This window comes from Seohaeicola nanhaiensis, assembly GCF_042654245.1.
Lineage (GTDB): Bacteria > Pseudomonadota > Alphaproteobacteria > Rhodobacterales > Rhodobacteraceae > Seohaeicola_A > Seohaeicola_A nanhaiensis.
On sequence record NZ_JBHSGI010000034.1, the window covers coordinates 264239 to 279042 of the forward strand.

General features: G+C 65.8%; 15 protein-coding genes. 12 read left to right on the forward strand and 3 right to left on the reverse strand.

What is annotated here, in order from left to right; genetic code table 11:
- The first annotated feature begins 232 nt into the window (after positions 1-232).
- Together ACFO5X_RS25260 and ACFO5X_RS25265 are read left to right on the forward strand one after the other, a co-directional pair.
- Positions 233-1006 (forward strand): 3-hydroxybutyrate dehydrogenase, encoded by a 774-nt coding sequence (locus tag ACFO5X_RS25260; RefSeq protein WP_380722874.1) that lies wholly within the window; start codon positions 233-235, stop codon positions 1004-1006.
- 12 nt (positions 1007-1018) lie between these two features.
- Complete coding sequence (locus ACFO5X_RS25265; protein WP_380722876.1) at positions 1019-1999, forward strand: aldose epimerase family protein; 981 nt, start codon at positions 1019-1021, stop codon at positions 1997-1999.
- Here the strand turns inward: ACFO5X_RS25265 and ACFO5X_RS25270 are convergent.
- Both ACFO5X_RS25270 and ACFO5X_RS25275 read right to left on the reverse strand, forming a co-directional pair.
- Positions 1996-2787 carry a tryptophan 2,3-dioxygenase family protein gene (locus ACFO5X_RS25270; protein ID WP_380723246.1) on the reverse strand — a complete coding sequence of 264 codons (792 nt, stop codon included), beginning with the start codon at positions 2785-2787 and terminating at the stop codon, positions 1996-1998. The genes ACFO5X_RS25265 and ACFO5X_RS25270 overlap by 4 nt on opposite strands.
- Positions 2784-3485 (reverse strand): GntR family transcriptional regulator, encoded by a 702-nt coding sequence (locus ACFO5X_RS25275; RefSeq protein WP_380722878.1) that lies wholly within the window; start codon positions 3483-3485, stop codon positions 2784-2786. Before ACFO5X_RS25275 ends, ACFO5X_RS25270 begins: the two co-directional genes overlap by 4 nt.
- A gap of 111 nt (positions 3486-3596) precedes the next feature.
- Here ACFO5X_RS25275 and uxaC point away from each other — a divergent pair, with 111 nt between their 5' ends.
- The 9 genes from uxaC (at position 3597) to ACFO5X_RS25320 (ending at position 12093) form a co-directional block, all read left to right on the forward strand.
- A complete protein-coding gene (gene uxaC, locus ACFO5X_RS25280) occupies positions 3597-5003 on the forward strand; it encodes a glucuronate isomerase (protein WP_380722880.1) in 1407 nt (468 codons plus the stop codon).
- A 31-nt stretch (positions 5004-5034) separates the two neighbouring features.
- Entirely contained in the window at positions 5035-6012 is a 978-nt protein-coding gene (locus tag ACFO5X_RS25285; protein ID WP_380722883.1) for a TRAP transporter substrate-binding protein, read from the forward strand.
- A gap of 70 nt (positions 6013-6082) precedes the next feature.
- The gene (locus ACFO5X_RS25290) at positions 6083-6610 is read left to right on the forward strand and encodes a TRAP transporter small permease (protein WP_380722885.1); all 528 of its coding nucleotides are present in this window, start codon (positions 6083-6085) and stop codon (positions 6608-6610) included.
- Position 6611: 1 nt separating this feature from the next.
- A complete protein-coding gene (locus ACFO5X_RS25295) occupies positions 6612-7892 on the forward strand; it encodes a TRAP transporter large permease (RefSeq protein ID WP_380722888.1) in 1281 nt (426 codons plus the stop codon).
- Positions 7893-7909: 17 nt separating this feature from the next.
- A complete protein-coding gene (locus ACFO5X_RS25300; protein WP_380722890.1) occupies positions 7910-8221 on the forward strand; it encodes a cupin domain-containing protein in 312 nt (103 codons plus the stop codon).
- A gap of 11 nt (positions 8222-8232) precedes the next feature.
- The gene (gene kduI / locus ACFO5X_RS25305; protein ID WP_380722892.1) at positions 8233-9057 is read left to right on the forward strand and encodes a 5-dehydro-4-deoxy-D-glucuronate isomerase; all 825 of its coding nucleotides are present in this window, start codon (positions 8233-8235) and stop codon (positions 9055-9057) included.
- On the forward strand, positions 9054-9797 hold the full coding sequence (kduD, locus tag ACFO5X_RS25310; RefSeq protein WP_380722894.1) for a 2-dehydro-3-deoxy-D-gluconate 5-dehydrogenase KduD: 744 nt from the start codon (positions 9054-9056) through the stop codon (positions 9795-9797). The genes kduI and kduD overlap by 4 nt, the downstream gene beginning before the upstream one ends.
- Complete coding sequence (locus tag ACFO5X_RS25315; RefSeq protein ID WP_380722896.1) at positions 9775-11223, forward strand: mannitol dehydrogenase family protein; 1449 nt, start codon at positions 9775-9777, stop codon at positions 11221-11223. The genes kduD and ACFO5X_RS25315 overlap by 23 nt, the downstream gene beginning before the upstream one ends.
- A gap of 108 nt (positions 11224-11331) precedes the next feature.
- Positions 11332-12093 carry an HpcH/HpaI aldolase family protein gene (locus ACFO5X_RS25320; RefSeq protein ID WP_380722898.1) on the forward strand — a complete coding sequence of 254 codons (762 nt, stop codon included), beginning with the start codon at positions 11332-11334 and terminating at the stop codon, positions 12091-12093.
- A gap of 18 nt (positions 12094-12111) precedes the next feature.
- Here ACFO5X_RS25320 and ACFO5X_RS25325 read toward each other — a convergent pair whose 3' ends face one another.
- Positions 12112-13656 carry a helicase HerA-like domain-containing protein gene (locus ACFO5X_RS25325; protein WP_380722900.1) on the reverse strand — a complete coding sequence of 515 codons (1545 nt, stop codon included), beginning with the start codon at positions 13654-13656 and terminating at the stop codon, positions 12112-12114.
- Between the two features lie 437 nt (positions 13657-14093).
- On the opposite strand from ACFO5X_RS25325, the gene ACFO5X_RS25330 reads away from it, so the two are divergent.
- The gene (locus ACFO5X_RS25330) at positions 14094-14762 is read left to right on the forward strand and encodes an invasion associated locus B family protein (RefSeq protein WP_380722902.1); all 669 of its coding nucleotides are present in this window, start codon (positions 14094-14096) and stop codon (positions 14760-14762) included.
- Positions 14763-14804: the final 42 nt, after the last annotated feature.

The window sequence follows — 14804 nt, forward strand, 5'->3', positions numbered from 1 at the left end:
CTTGGCCAGTGCGTTGGAAGGCCTTATAAAGGGGTCACTGCTCGATAGGTTTCTTGCCTGTATGAAACCTGCCTCAATAACTTAACGCCCGCCTTGTGCGGGCGTTTTTTTATGTGCGAAGCCTTGCGATGAAACCTGCCGGCTGGGCCGCTGTATTAGGTGATTTCCCGTTTATCTCGCACTTGCAGCGTGGCACTGTAAAGAGCGCGCGTGCACCAGAAAGGGGACCAACGTGACTCTCAAAGGAAAAACCGCAGTTGTGACCGGATCGAACTCTGGCATCGGTCTCGGGATCGTCAAGGCGCTGGTCGAGGCGGGCGCCGATGTCGTGCTGAATTCCTTCACCGACCGCGACGAGGATCACGCTCTGGCCGAGGAGATCGGCAAGGCGCATGGCGTCAAGGCGCGCTATATCGCCGCCGACATGAGCAAGGGCGACGACTGCCGCGCGCTTGTGACCAAGGCAGGAAGCTGTGACATCCTCGTGAACAACGCCGGCATCCAGCATGTCGCGCCGATCGACGAATTTCCGGTCGACAAGTGGAACATGATCCTGGCGATCAACCTCAGTTCCGCCTTCCACACGACCGCGGTCGCGCTGCCGATGATGCGCAAGGCGGGCTGGGGCCGGATCGTCAACATCGCCTCGGCGCACGGCCTGACCGCCTCGCCATTCAAGTCGGCCTATATCGCGGCCAAGCACGGGATTGTCGGCCTCAGCAAGACCACCGCGCTGGAAACCGCCGGCCAGTCGATCACCTGCAACGCGATCTGCCCGGGCTACGTGCTGACCCCGCTGGTCGAGGCGCAGATCCCCGACCAGATGAAGACCCACAACATGGGCCGCGACGAGGTGATCAAGAAGGTCATGCTCGACCGCCAGCCCAGCCGCGAATTCGCCACGGTCGAACAGATCGGCGGCACCACCGTCTTCCTCTGCTCCGAGTCCGCCGCCCAGATCACCGGCACGACGATCAGCGTCGATGGCGGCTGGACGGCGATGTAAACCCGCTTTGCGATGCGCAGACCGGCCGGCCAGGCGCCAGATGGCAGCACCGTCGAACAGATCACCCTGTCCGGCGGCGGCCTGACCGCGCAGGTGCTGACCTGGGGCGCGACGGTGCAGGGCCTCTGGATTGAAGGTCTACCGCAGTCGCTTCTGCTGGGCAGCCCGCGGCTAAAGGCCTATTTCCACGACCTCCTCTATTTCGGCGCCGTGGTCGGGCCGGTGGCCAACCGGATTTCCGGCCCGGGCTTTGCCCTTGACGGACGCGACTACCGGCTGGAAGCGAACGAAAAGGGCAGGGTGGTGCTGCACGGCGGTGCCCGGGGCACCGGCCAGCGGAACTGGCGGGTTGCCGATCTCGGACCTGACTGGTGCCATTTGGAGATCGACCAGCCCGACGCCCTGCACGGCTTTCCCGGTCCGATCGCGATATCGGTGCGCTATGCGCTGGAAGACGGGGCGCTGCGGGTCGAGGTGACGGGGCGGAGTGAGCGACCGGCACTCTTCGCGCCGGCCTTTCACGGCTACTGGAACCTTGACGGATCGCCCGACATTGGCGGGCATCGCCTTCAGGTCAGTGCCGACACCTATCTGCCGGTGGACCCCGACCTGATCCCGTGGGGCAACCCCGCGCCGGTGGCGGGAACAGACTTCGACTTCCGCGCGCCTCGGGCCATTCCCCGCGACATCGACCACAACCTTTGCCTGTCAGCGTCCCGCCAGCCCCTGCGGCCGGTGGCGCGACTGGAGGCTGGGGCGATGGCAATGACGGTTGAAACCACCGAGCCGGGCCTTCAGGTCTATGCCTGCGGCGGGACCACCTCGGGCGACTGGCCCGGCCATCAGGGCGCGCCCTTCGGCACCTGGGCTGGGGTGGCGCTGGAGCCGCAAGTCTGGCCCGATGCGGCCAACCGGCCAGACTTCCCGTCGCCCCGTATCGAACCCGGAACACCCGTGGTTCAGGTCTCGCGCTTCGTGCTCGACCGCCGCTAGGGGCCGGGCATGACCTCGCCGCCAGCATCTTCGGTCAATTCGTTGCGGAACTCGAACAGCTCGGGAAAGAAGACATACGCGGTTGTCGAGGCTAGATAGTCGCGGAAGAACGTCCCGCCGGTGCCCTTCGCGCGGATGCCGATCTGGCGGCGCACCATCAGGATGTGATTGTGCCGCCACGACTGGAACCGGCGGTCGATCTCGAAGGCGTTTTCGGCCAGCTGGAACAGCGCGTGCCGGGTCCAGCGGTCGCGGTAGACGTCGAGCAGGGAGACTCCCTGCCGCTCGAAACAGTCGAAGAAGACGCGCCGCAGCGTGCGGGGATGTTCGGCAATCAGCCCCGGCCACATTCTTTCCGTCCGCGCGCAATACTCGGGCCCCGCGGTTTCACACAGGCCCATCATCACCTCGACCTGCCGGAACTGACGCGATTGCATCCCCGAGGCGCCTGTCAATTGCCCACGGAACTCGGCGAAATCGGCAGCGGTCATGGTTTCCAGAACCGTCCAATGCGCCTCGGCCAGCTTCAGGATCTCGGCGATCCGCCGCATCAGCCAGTTGGCCTGCGCCAGATTGTCGGCGTCGATCATTGCCACGATGCGCCCGAGGTCGAAGATGATGTGCTTGAACCACAGCTCCAGCACGTGGTGCACCGTGATGAACAGATGCTCTTCGGGATGGTCGGTCACCTGCCGCAGCGAGGACAGCAGGGTGTCGAGTTGCAGATGATGGGAATAGTCAAAGCCCTGCGCGTCCATCCGCCGTTCTCCCTCGCCGGATGACCTCAGGCGCTGTCGTCCTCGAAATAGGCGGTGTGTTCGGCCCGCAGCCCCGGCAGCACGTTGTGGATATTGCCGAGATGCGCGCGCATCCGGTCCTCGGCGGCATCGGCATCGCCGGTTTCCAGCGCCTCGACCAGCGCGACATGTTCGCCCAGCACCCGCTTGCGATGGCTGACCGACAACGTGAGGAACCGCGCGCGGTCCATATGCGCCTTGTGTTCCAAAATCAGTTCCCAGACATGCACATGCCCGGCGATGCGGCAGAGGATCTGGTGGAAGGACTCGTCCTGAACGTGAAACGCGCGCCGGTCGGGGTTGTCCAGCGCTTCGACCTGCCGGGCCAGCGCCTCGTGCAGTTCGGCAATATCGGCCTCGCTGCGGCGCGCGGCGGCCAGGCGGATGCATTCCACCTCCAGTGCGGTGCGCACGAAGGCGGCGTCCAGCACCGCGCGTTCCGAGATCTTCGAAATCAGCGTCGCGCGCTGCGGGCGGATGGTCAGGAAGCCCAGCTTGGACAGTCGGAAAAAGGCGTCGCGCACCGGCTGGCGCGAGACGTTCAGCTGTTTTGCCACCTCCGCCTCGGACACCTTGGTGCCCGGCGGCAGCTGCAAAGAGATTACGGCGGAATAAAGCGCGTCGAATACCTGATCGGTCGCGGTTTGCGACTGAGGGAGCGATATCGGGGCGATGTCAAAGTCCTGCATTTCGGTCCCCGTGTGCCATGACGCTTCGTGCGTTGCTACTAGATTTTGAGCTTTGACACAACTGTTAGAGTAGCATATCAGTTTGACCTACATCAGACTCGCAGGTCCGCCGTGCCGCTTACCGATCCCGATCGCCTGTTTCCCGTCGAACCCGCGTTGCGCGGGCTGGCCCGAGAGCTTTATCGTTCCGTCGCCGACCTGCCGATCGTCAGCCCACACGGCCATTGCGATCCGCGCTGGTTCGCCGACAACGCGCGTTTCCCGAACCCGGCCGAACTGTTCGTGATCCCCGATCACTATGTCTTCCGGATGCTGGTCAGCCAGGGCGTGCCGATGGATGCGCTCGGCGTGCCCCGAACGGACGGCGGGGCGGTGGAAACGGACCCGCGCGCGATCTGGCGGCTTTTCGCGCGCCACATTCACCTGTTCCGCGGCACGCCCTCGGCGCTGTGGCTCGATCATTCCTTCGAACATGTCTTCGGGCTGGACCGGCCGTTGTCCGAGGCCACCGCCGACGCGTATTACGACCACATCGACGCCTGCCTCGCGGAGGACGACTTCCGCCCCCGCGCGCTGTTCGACCGTTTCGGGATCGAGGTGCTGGCCACCACCGAAGGCGCGCTGGACGATCTCGCCGCCCATCGCGCGATCCGCGCCAGCGGCTGGTCGGGCCGCGTGGTGACGACCTATCGCCCCGACGCGGTGGTCGATCCCGAGTTCGAAGGCTTCCGCGCCAATGTCGCGCGCCTGGGCGAGATGACGGGCGAGGACACCACCAGCTGGACCGGATACCTGGACGCCCACCGCGCCCGGCGCGCCTATTTCCGCGACTTCGGTGCCACGGCCACCGATCACGGCCACCCGACCGCGCGCACCGAAAACCTGCCCCCGCAAGAGGCGGCGGCACTGTTGGGCAAGGTTCTGTCGGGCGATTTCACACCCGAAGAGGCCGATGCCTTCCGCGGCCAGATGCTGACCGAAATGGCGCGGATGAGCCTGGAAGACGGGATGACGATGCAGATCCACCCTGGATCGCGCCGCAATCACCATGCCGGCGTCTTTGCCAGCCACGGGCGCGACAAGGGCTTCGATATTCCGGGCCGCACCGACTATGTCGGTGCGCTGAAACCGATGCTGGACGCGGTCGGGATGGAGCCCGGCCTGACCATCATCCTCTTCACGCTCGACGAAACCGTCTATGGCCGCGAACTGGCGCCGCTGGCCGGTGTCTATCCGGCGCTGCGCCTCGGGCCGCCCTGGTGGTTCTTCGACAGCGCCGAGGGGATCAGACGGTTTCGCGAGATCACCACGGAAACCTGCGGCTTCTACAACACCGTCGGATTCAACGACGACACGCGCGCCTTCTGTTCGATCCCGGCCCGTCACGACGTGGCCCGGCGGACGGACTGCGCCTATCTCGCGACGCTGGTCGCGACGGGACGTCTCGGGGAGAACGCGGCCCACGAGGTCGCGCAAGACCTGACGTATCGCCTGGCAAAACAGGCATACCGGCTCTGAAAGGGCCACCACTCCAGGGAGGAGAAGGCAAATGAAGAAACGGCACATATTGACGGCACTACTGGCATCGGTCGCACTGGCCGGGGCCGCAACGGCCTGCGAACGCACCCTGCGCTCGGCCGATACGCATCCCGATGGCTATCCGACCGTCGAGGCGGTCAAGGCCATGGGCAAGATGCTCGAGGAGAAGACCAACGGGCGTCTTTGCATCGAGGTCTTCTTCGGCGCGCAGCTCGGCGAAGAGAAGGATGCCATTGAACAGACGCAGTTCGGCGTCATCGACATGGCCCGCGTCTCGCTCGGGCCCTTCAACAACATCATCGAGGAAACCCAGATTCCCTCGCTGCCCTATATCTTCCGCTCGCCCGACCACATGCGCAAGGTGATGGCCGGCCCGGTCGGCCAGCAGATCAAGGACGCCTTCACGCAGCATGACCTGATCGGCCTGACGTTCTATGACGCGGGCTCGCGCTCGTTCTACAACAGCCAGAAGCCGATCCATTCGATGGCCGACCTGGCCGGCATGAAGTTCCGCGTCATGCAGTCCGACATGTTCGTCGACATGGTGTCGGCGCTTGGCGCCAACGCGACCCCGATGCCCTATGGCGAGGTCTATTCCTCGATCCAGACCGGCGTCATTGACGGGGCCGAGAACAATCCGCCGTCCTATGAATCCTCGGGACACTACGAGGTCGCCAAATACTACACGCTCGACCAGCACCTGATCGTGCCGGAAGTGCTGGTGATGTCGAAGAAGACCTTCGACAGCCTCAGCGCCGAGGATCAGGCGGCGGTCAAGGAAGCGGCGAGCGCCTCCAACGCGGTGATGCAGGACCTCTGGAACAAGCGCGAAGAGGCCAGCATGGAAAAGGTCAAGGCAGCCGGGATCGAGGTTGTCACCGACATCGACAAGACGCCCTTCATCGAGGCGATGGCCCCGGTCTACGAGAAATACGTGACTTCGGACAAACTGAAGAAAATGGTCGAGGACATCCAGGCCACCGAGTGACCTGACGCGACCCGAGCCGCGGCGGCAGGTCCGCCGCGGCATCTTTGGACAACCGGAGAGGAGCGCGCCCGTGCGCGAATTCATCACGTCCGCCGCCCGCGCGACCAGCGCCCTGGCGACGCTATCGCTGTGGCTGGCCGGGATCGGGCTGTGCGCCATGACTGCCGCCATCGCCGCGCAGGTCTTCTGGCGCTACGTCCTGAACAATTCGCTGATCTGGACCGAGCCGGGCTCGGTCATGATCATGGGCTGGTTCATCTTCCTCGGCGCCGCCGTGGGCATCCGCGAGGGATATCACCTGTCCTTCGACGTGCTGCTTTACATCCTGCCCGAAAAGGCAAAGCCCTGGCTGCATTCGCTGAGCGACATCGCGGTGGGCGGCTTTGGCGCCGGGATGGTCTGGTATGGCTGGGAGCTGGCCGAGAAGGTGGCCGGCAACAAGATGGCCTCGCTCGGCATCTCGGATGCCTTCAATTTCGCCCCCGTCGTGGTCGGCGGCGGGCTGATCGTGATCTTTTCACTGGAACGCATCCTGCGCCGCGCCGCCGGTCTGCACACCGCCCGTTTCGGCGATCCCGAACCGGTGGAGGAGTTCTGAGATGGAGCTCTATGTTCTGTTCGGAACCTTCGTGTTCCTGCTCGCCATCGGCACACCCGTCGCCTTCTGCCTGGGCGTTTCCTCCTTCGCCACGGTGATCTACCTCGGCCTGCCGCCGGTGGTGGTGTTCCAGCGGCTGAATTCCGGGGTCAGCGTCTTTGCCCTTATGGCGATACCCTTCTTCATCTTCGCCGGAGACCTGATGGTGCGCGGCGATATCGCCCGGCGGCTGGTCGCGCTCGCCGGGGCGATGGTCGGCCACCTGCGCGGCGGGCTGGGACAGGTCAACATCACCGCCAGCGTCATGTTCGGCGGCGTCTCGGGCTCGGCCGCGGCCGATGCCTCGGCGGTTGGCGGGCTGATGGTGCCGCAGATGAAGGCGCGCGGATACGGCGTTGACTACGCGGTGAATATCACTGTTGTCGGCTCGATCATCGCGCTGATGATCCCGCCCTCGCACAACATGATCATCTATTCCATCGCCGCCGGCGGCAAGATCTCGATCGCCGACCTGTTCACCGCCGGCATCATCCCGGGCCTGATCCTTGCCCTGTCGCTGATGGCCGCCGCCTGGTGGGTCGCCTCCCAGCGCGGCTATCCGACCGAACCCTTCCCGGGCCTCAAGCGTCTGGGGGACCTGTTCCTGAACGCGTTGCCTGGGCTGTTCCTGATCCTGATCATCTTTGGCGGCGTCCGTTCCGGCATCTTCACCGCCTCGGAATCCTCGAACATCGCCGTGGTCTATGCGATGCTGGTGACCTTCCTCGTCTACCGCTCGCTGTCCTGGCACGACTTCGTCGAGGCGACCAAGGCCGCCGTACGCACCACCGCCATGGTGCTGATGGTGATCGGCTGCGCCAATGCCTTCGGCTGGCTGCTCGCTTATACCCGCGTCCCGGCTCTGCTGGTGGAGGCGATGTCCAACCTTTCGGACAACCCCATCGTCATCCTGCTGCTGATCAACCTGGTGCTGCTGATCCTCGGCACCTTCATGGACATGTCGCCGCTGATCGTCATCACAACACCAATCTTCCTGCCCGTGGCCGTGGCCTTCGGCGTCGACCCGGTGCACTTCGGGGTGATCCTGATCCTGAACCTCGGGATCGGGCTCTGCACACCGCCGGTGGGGGCCGTGCTCTTCGTCGGCTGCGCCGTGGGGCGCATACCGATCCAGGACGCGATCCGCACCATCTGGCCGTTCTATTCCGCCGCCTTCGTGACGCTTATGCTGGTCACCTATATCCCGAGTCTGTCATTGTGGTTGCCATCCCTGTTCCATTGACGTCAGGAGCCTCTGCCATGCCCCAAAGCTTTCCCTCGGTCTCGCCTGAACCCGGCGTGACGCGCCAGGTCATGTCCGACCACCCCGATCTGATGGTCGTGTCCTTCCGCTTCGAAACCGGGGCGGTCGGCTCGCTGCATTCCCATCCGCAGATTCAGGCGACCTATGTCCTGAAAGGCCGGTTCCGGGTGACCGTGGACGGCAAGGACCGAGAAGTCAGCGCCGGCGACAGCCTCGTCGTGCCCTCGAACGTCGTGCATGGCTGCCAATGCCTCGAAGCCGGCGAGCTGATCGATACCTTTACGCCCCGACGGGACGAATTTCTGTGAAGGAGACCCGCGTGACCCATGTCGAAACCCGCTATGCCCTCGATCCGGTGTCGGCCCGATCGCTCGATACGCAAGGGCTGCGGGATCATTTCCACGTGGGCGGGCTGTTCACGCCGGGACAGATCTCGCTGGTCTATTCGCATTACGACCGGCTGATCCTGGGCAGCGCCGTGCCGAAGGGCGGATCGCTCGTGCTGGATCGCGTGGCCGAAACCGGCACGCCTTCAGTTCTGGATCGCCGCGAGATGGGCGTCCTGAACATCGGCGAGACGGGCCAGATCTCGGTCGCGGGCCAGACCCATGCGGTTGGTCCCGGCGAGATCCTCTATATCGGCATGGGCGCCGGGCCGGTGACCTTTTCCGGGGCAGGGCGGTTCTATATCCTCTCCGCCCCGGCGCACCGCACCTGCGCAACGACGCTGGTCACCGCCTCCATGGCCCGCCGGGTCGAGCTGGGCGCGAGGGCCACCGCAAATGAGCGGGTGATCCTGCAATTCCTGCACCCAGAGGTGGTCGAGACCTGCCAGCTGGTGATGGGCTATACCCGGTTCAAGGAAGGCTCGGTCTGGAACACCATGCCGGCCCATACCCATGACCGGCGGATGGAGGCCTATCTCTACTTCGACATGGCGCCGGAGACCCGCGTGTTTCACCTGATGGGCCAGCCGACCGAGACGCGCCACATCGTCATGGCCAATGAACAGGCGGTGATCTCGCCGCCCTGGTCGATCCATGCCGGGGCGGGAACGGGCGCCTATGCCTTCTGCTGGGCAATGGCGGGGGACAACATCGACTTCACCGACATGGACATGGTCGCGATGGAGACCCTGCGGTGAGCATTTTCCGGCTGGACGGAAAACGCGCGCTGGTGACGGGGGCCAACACCGGCATCGGGCAGGCCATCGCCCTCGGTCTGGCCGAGGCGGGCGCGCATGTGCTGGCCGCCGGCCGCTCTTCCTGCGACGAGACGGTCGCGCGGATCGCGAAACAGGGCGGCAGCGCCGAGGCGGTGACGCTGGATCTGGCCGACCCCGCGGCCGCTGCGGCCCGGCTGGGGGACTTCGGCGACCTCGACATCCTGGTCAACAATGCCGGGATCATCCGCCGGGCGGACACGGTCGATTATTCCGAGGCCGACTGGGACGACGTGATGGACGTGAACCTCAAAGCCGTCTTCCTGCTCTGCCAAGCCTTTGCGAAGGCCGCCATCGCGCGCGGGCAGGGCGGGCGGATTGTCAACATCGCCTCGTTGCTCAGCTTTCAGGGCGGCATCCGCGTCCCGGCCTATACCGCGTCCAAACACGGGGTCGCAGGTCTGACGAAGATCCTCGCCAACGAATGGGCGGCGAGCGGCATCAACGTGAACGCCGTCGCCCCCGGCTACATCGCCACCAACAACACCGAGGCCCTGCGCGCGGATCCCGCGCGCTCGGCCGACATTCTCGGGCGCATCCCGGCCGGACGCTGGGGCGAGCCGAACGACATCGCCGGCGCGGTGACCTTTCTCTGCGCGCCGGCCGCGAATTACGTGACCGGCGCCATTCTCAACGTCGATGGAGGCTGGCTTGCCCGATAGACTGACGCGGCGAACGCCCAAACCGAAAACCGGCATGGTGCACCTGGGCCCCGGCGCCTTCTTCCGGGCGTTTCAGGCGATCTATACCGCCGACGCCATGGCGGCGCGCGGCGGCGACTGGGGCATCCTCGCCGTCAGCCTGAAAAGCCCGACGGCGCGCGACCAGCTTGGCCCGCAGGAGGGCGCCTTCACCGCCGTGGAACTGGGGCCGCAGGGCCGCAACGCCCGCATCGTCGAGTCGGTGACCGGCGTGCTGGTCGCGCCCGAAGACCCCGGGGCGGTCATCGCCGCAATGGCCGATCCGGGTGTGAAGATCGTCTCGCTGACGATCACCGAGAAGGGTTATTGCCACGAGCCCGCCACCGGGCGGCTGAACCGCAGCCATCCCGAGATCGTCCACGACCTGGCCCATCCGGACTTGCCGCAATCGGCCCCCGGTTTCCTTGTCGCGGCTCTGGCGCGGCGCAGGGCGGCGGGGATGCCGCCCTTCACCGTGCTGACCTGCGACAACCTGCCGTCCAACGGGCACCTCGCGCAGGGCATCGTCATCGACTTCGCCCGCGCCATCGATCCGGATCTCGCCGCCTGGATCGCAGCCCATGTGCCCTTTCCGGCGACGATGGTCGACCGGATCACGCCCGCGACCACCGAGGCCGATATCGACGCGCTGGCACAGGCCGAGGGCTATCTCGACCCCGCCTGCGTGATGCACGAACCCTTCCGTCAATGGGTGATCGAGGACGATTTCGCCGATGGCCGCCCGGCCTGGGAGGTTGCGGGCGCGCAATTCGTGCGGGATGTCGAGGCGCATGAGACGATGAAGCTGCGCTGCTTGAACGGCACCCATTCCGCGCTGGCCTATCTCGGCTATCTCGCCGGATATCAGACCATCGCCGAAACCGTGGCGGATCCGGCCTATGCCGCGCTGTGCCACAAGCTGTGGCACGACGAGATCCTGCCCACGGTGCCCCGGCCCGAGGGCGAGGATCTCGCGGCCTATTGCGCCGCGCTGCTCGACCGCTACCGCAACCCCGGGATCCGCCACCGCACCTGGCAGATCGCGATGGACGGCAGCCAGAAGCTGCCGCAGCGCATTCTGGGCACGGTCCGCGACGCGCTGGCGGCGGGCCGGGTGCCGACCGGTCTCTGCCTCGTGGTCGCGGCCTGGATGCGCTATGTCGGCGGCATTGACGAGACCGGCGCGCCGATCGACGTGCGCGATCCGCTGGCGGGCGCGCTGCGCGCGGCCTCCGGCAGCGCGGATACGCCCGAGGGCAAGGTCGCCGCGCTGCTGGGCGTGACGCAGGTCTTCGACCCCGCGCTGGCCGCCGACACCCGGCTGCGCGCGGGCGTGACCGACGCCTATGTCCGGCTGGCCGGACAGGGCGCGCGCGCCACGGTTGCGGAATGGACCGGCGCCGCCTGAACCGGGCCAGAGCCACAATTTCTGCTGCGCCCCGCGCCGGCACGTGTATCACTGGCGCGGCGGGCCGCAACGACGCCCGCCGCGCCAGACCGCAAGAAGGAGACTGCGATGGACCTGCCCAAGAATGCCTTCAAGGCCGCACTCAAGGAGGGCCGGCGGCAGATCGGCTACTGGTGCTCGATCCGCGACAGCGCCACGGTCGAGATGCTGGCAAATTGCGGCTATGACTGGCTTCTGCTCGACACCGAACACGCGCCCATGGGCGGCACCGACACCCTGCCGCTGATGCAGGCGGCGGCGCCCTATCCGGTGTCCTGCATCGTCCGCCCGGCCTGGAACGATACCGTCGAGATCAAGAAGATCCTCGACTGCGGCGCGCAGACGGTCCTCGTGCCCTACGTCCAGAACGCCGAGGAAGCCGAACGCGCGGTGGCGGCGATGCACTATCCGCCGCGCGGCGTGCGCGGCGTGGCCGGGGCGACCCGCGCCAGCCGCTACGGCACGGTCAAGGATTACGCCAAGCGCGCCAGCGAGGAGATCTGCCTGCTGGTGCAGGTCGAAACCGTGGCGGCGCTGGACCAGATCGAGGCGATTGCCGCCGTCGATGGCGTGGACGGCATCTTCATCGGCCCCGCCGATCTGGCCGCGTCGATGGGCTATCCCGGCGAAAGCTCGCACCCCGAGGTGCGCAAGGCCGTGGTGGACGCCATCAAGCGCATTCGCGCCGCCGGACAGCCGCCGGGGTTCCTGTCGCTCGACATGTCCTTCTGCCGCGAGGTGGCAGAGGCGGGCGGCCAGTTCATCGCCGTGGGGGTCGACAACGCCAGCCTGCGTCAGGCGGCGGTGACGCGCCGCGAGGAATGGCGCTGAGCCCGAAGGGGGCGCGTCTCAGCGCCCCTTGAACAGCCCGCCGAGGATCCCCCGCACGATGCGCCGCCCGGTGGTGCCTTTCAGCTCCTTGATGACCGCCTCGGTCATGGCGCTGCCGAAGGTGTCGGGCGCCTTGGGCGACCGCCGCGAGGTGGACCGCGTGACCCGGCCGCCCGAATAGCGGCGGCCGGCGTTGTATTCCCGCGCCGCGGCCTCCTGTGCCTCGGCGGCTTCCTCGGCCTCGGCCGCCTCGCGCGCGGCGCTGTCGGCCCGCTGCGCCAGGATTTCGTAGGCCGACTCCCGGTCGAGCGTTTTGTCGTATTTGCCCGCCAGTGCCGACGCCTTCATCAGCGCCGCCCGTTCCGCCGGGTCGATTGGCCCCAGCTGCGAGGAGGGGGGCCGGATCAGCGTGCGCTCGACCATGCCGGGGATCCCCTTCTTCTCCAGCATGGAGGTCACCGCCTCGCCGGTCCCGACCTCGCGGATCGCCTCTTCGGTCGAAAAGCGCGGGTTGTCGCGATAGGTCTCTGCCGCGAGCCGCAGATCCTTGCGATCCTTCGCGGTGAAGGCGCGCAGGGCATGCTGCACGCGGTTGCCCAACTGGCCGAGGATGTCTTCGGGCACGTCCGCCGGGTTTTGGGTGCAGAAATAGACGCCGACGCCCTTGGACCGGATCAGCCGCGCCACCTGTTCCACCTTGTCGACCAGCGCCTTTGGTGCACCGTCGAACAGCAGATGCGCCTCGTCGAAGAAGAAGACCAGTTTCGGCTTCTCGGGGTCGCCGACCTCGGGCAGTTCCTCGAAGAGTTCCGACAGCAGCCACAGCAGGAAGGTCGAATATAGGCGCGGCGAGGCCATCAACGTGTCGGCGGCCAGCACATTGACGATGCCGCGCCCTCCCGCGTCGCAGCGCATCAGATCGCTCAGCGCCAGTGCCGGTTCCCCGAAGAACGCGGTGCCGCCCTGGTTGTCCAGCACCAGCAGCCGCCGCTGGATCGCCCCGACCGAGGCCACCGCCACATTGCCGAACCGCAACGACAGCGCCGCGCGGTTCTCGCCGATCCAGACCAGAAGCGCCTGAAGATCCTTCAGATCCAGCAGGGGCAGCCCTTCCTCGTCGGCCACGCGGAAGGCGACGTTCAGAATTCCCTCCTGCGCCTCGGTCAGTTCCAGCAGCCGCGACAGCAGCAGTGGCCCCATTTCAGCGACCGTAGTGCGCACGGGATGGCCCTGTTTCCCGAAGAGATCCCAAAAAGCGACCGGAAAAGCGGCATATTGATAATCGTCGAATCCGATCTTCGCAGCCCGCGTCGTGAAGGCCTCGTGCAGCTTGCTCTGCGCCGATCCGGCCTTGGCGATGCCCGACAGATCGCCTTTCACATCCGCCAGGAAGACCGGGACGCCAGCGGCGCTGAACCCTTCGGCCAAAATCTGAAGCGTAACCGTCTTGCCCGTCCCGGTGGCCCCGGCAATCAGCCCGTGGCGGTTGGCGTAACCCAGCATAAGGCCTTGTTTTTCCCCGTAATCCGGTCCGCCGCCCCCGATGAAGACCTTGCCGTCCATATACCCCGTTCCTTTGCCCCGGATTTACTTCCGAGGCAGCATACTAATTTAACCTTTGGCTGCGATAGTGCTTTCTGTCCGTGGGGCAGGGCCGTGCCCTGTCCTGCGGATTTCCTCCCTGTCAGACTGGCCGCGCCCTCGGGCGCGGCTTTTTTGCGCGGCGCTCCTGATCATTCAAATCTCGGTCAGGCCTCACGTTTTTTTAGTGATGGCTGTTGACCCGTCAATTTGCTTTGCGTAACCTGACGGGAATAACTAAGTCGGCCAGTCCGACGGGGAGAAACGACTTCGAGGGGACCTTAACGGGTCCCCTTGTTCATTTGGGTTATGCGGCATCGACGTCGGCAGAAATCCCCTGCTCCAAACCGTATAAGACCTGACTTGCGCGGCAGCCTGTGTTAGAGCAACCGCAAAACCAATAAGCAAACAGGATATCCATGTTCAGAACGATTTGCTCCCTGTCCACCGTGGCGCTGCTGGCGCTGAGCGGCGCCGTGCAGGCCCAGACGGCGACAACCGGCAGCACCGCCGAGACCAAACCCGAGGCCGAGGCGCCCACGACCCAAGCGCCCGCCGCGACCTCCGAAGCCCCTGCCGCGACCACCGGCGAAGGCCAGCTCGACCTTGGCAAGGACGTCACGGAGGGCCCGGAGCTCGGTCAGCGCTATTCCAAGGAGAAATTCGACGACTGGGATCTGGCCTGCGTAAAGACCGACCAGGAAAAGGACCCCTGTTCGCTGCTGCAGGTGCTGCACGACAAGGAAAACACGCCGATGGCCGAGTTTTCGCTGTTCCGCATCGCCAACGGCACCCAGGCCGTCGCCGGGGCCACCATCATCGTCCCGCTCGAAACGCTGCTTCCCGCCCAGCTGACGATCTCGATCGATGGCGCGCCGGGCAAGCGCTATAACTACTCGTTCTGCAACCCCATCGGCTGCGTCGCGCAGATCGGTCTGACCGAGGCTGACATCGCCGCCTTCAAGAAGGGCAAGATCGCCACGATCTCGCTGCGCCCGGCACCCGCGCCCGACACGGTGGTGACCGTCGAGATGTCGCTCAAGGGCTTCACCGCCGGCTACAACGTCGTGGACGTGGTCGAGAGGTAAGCGCTCACGGTTTGGATGCATGGCCCGGGCACCCCGCCCGGG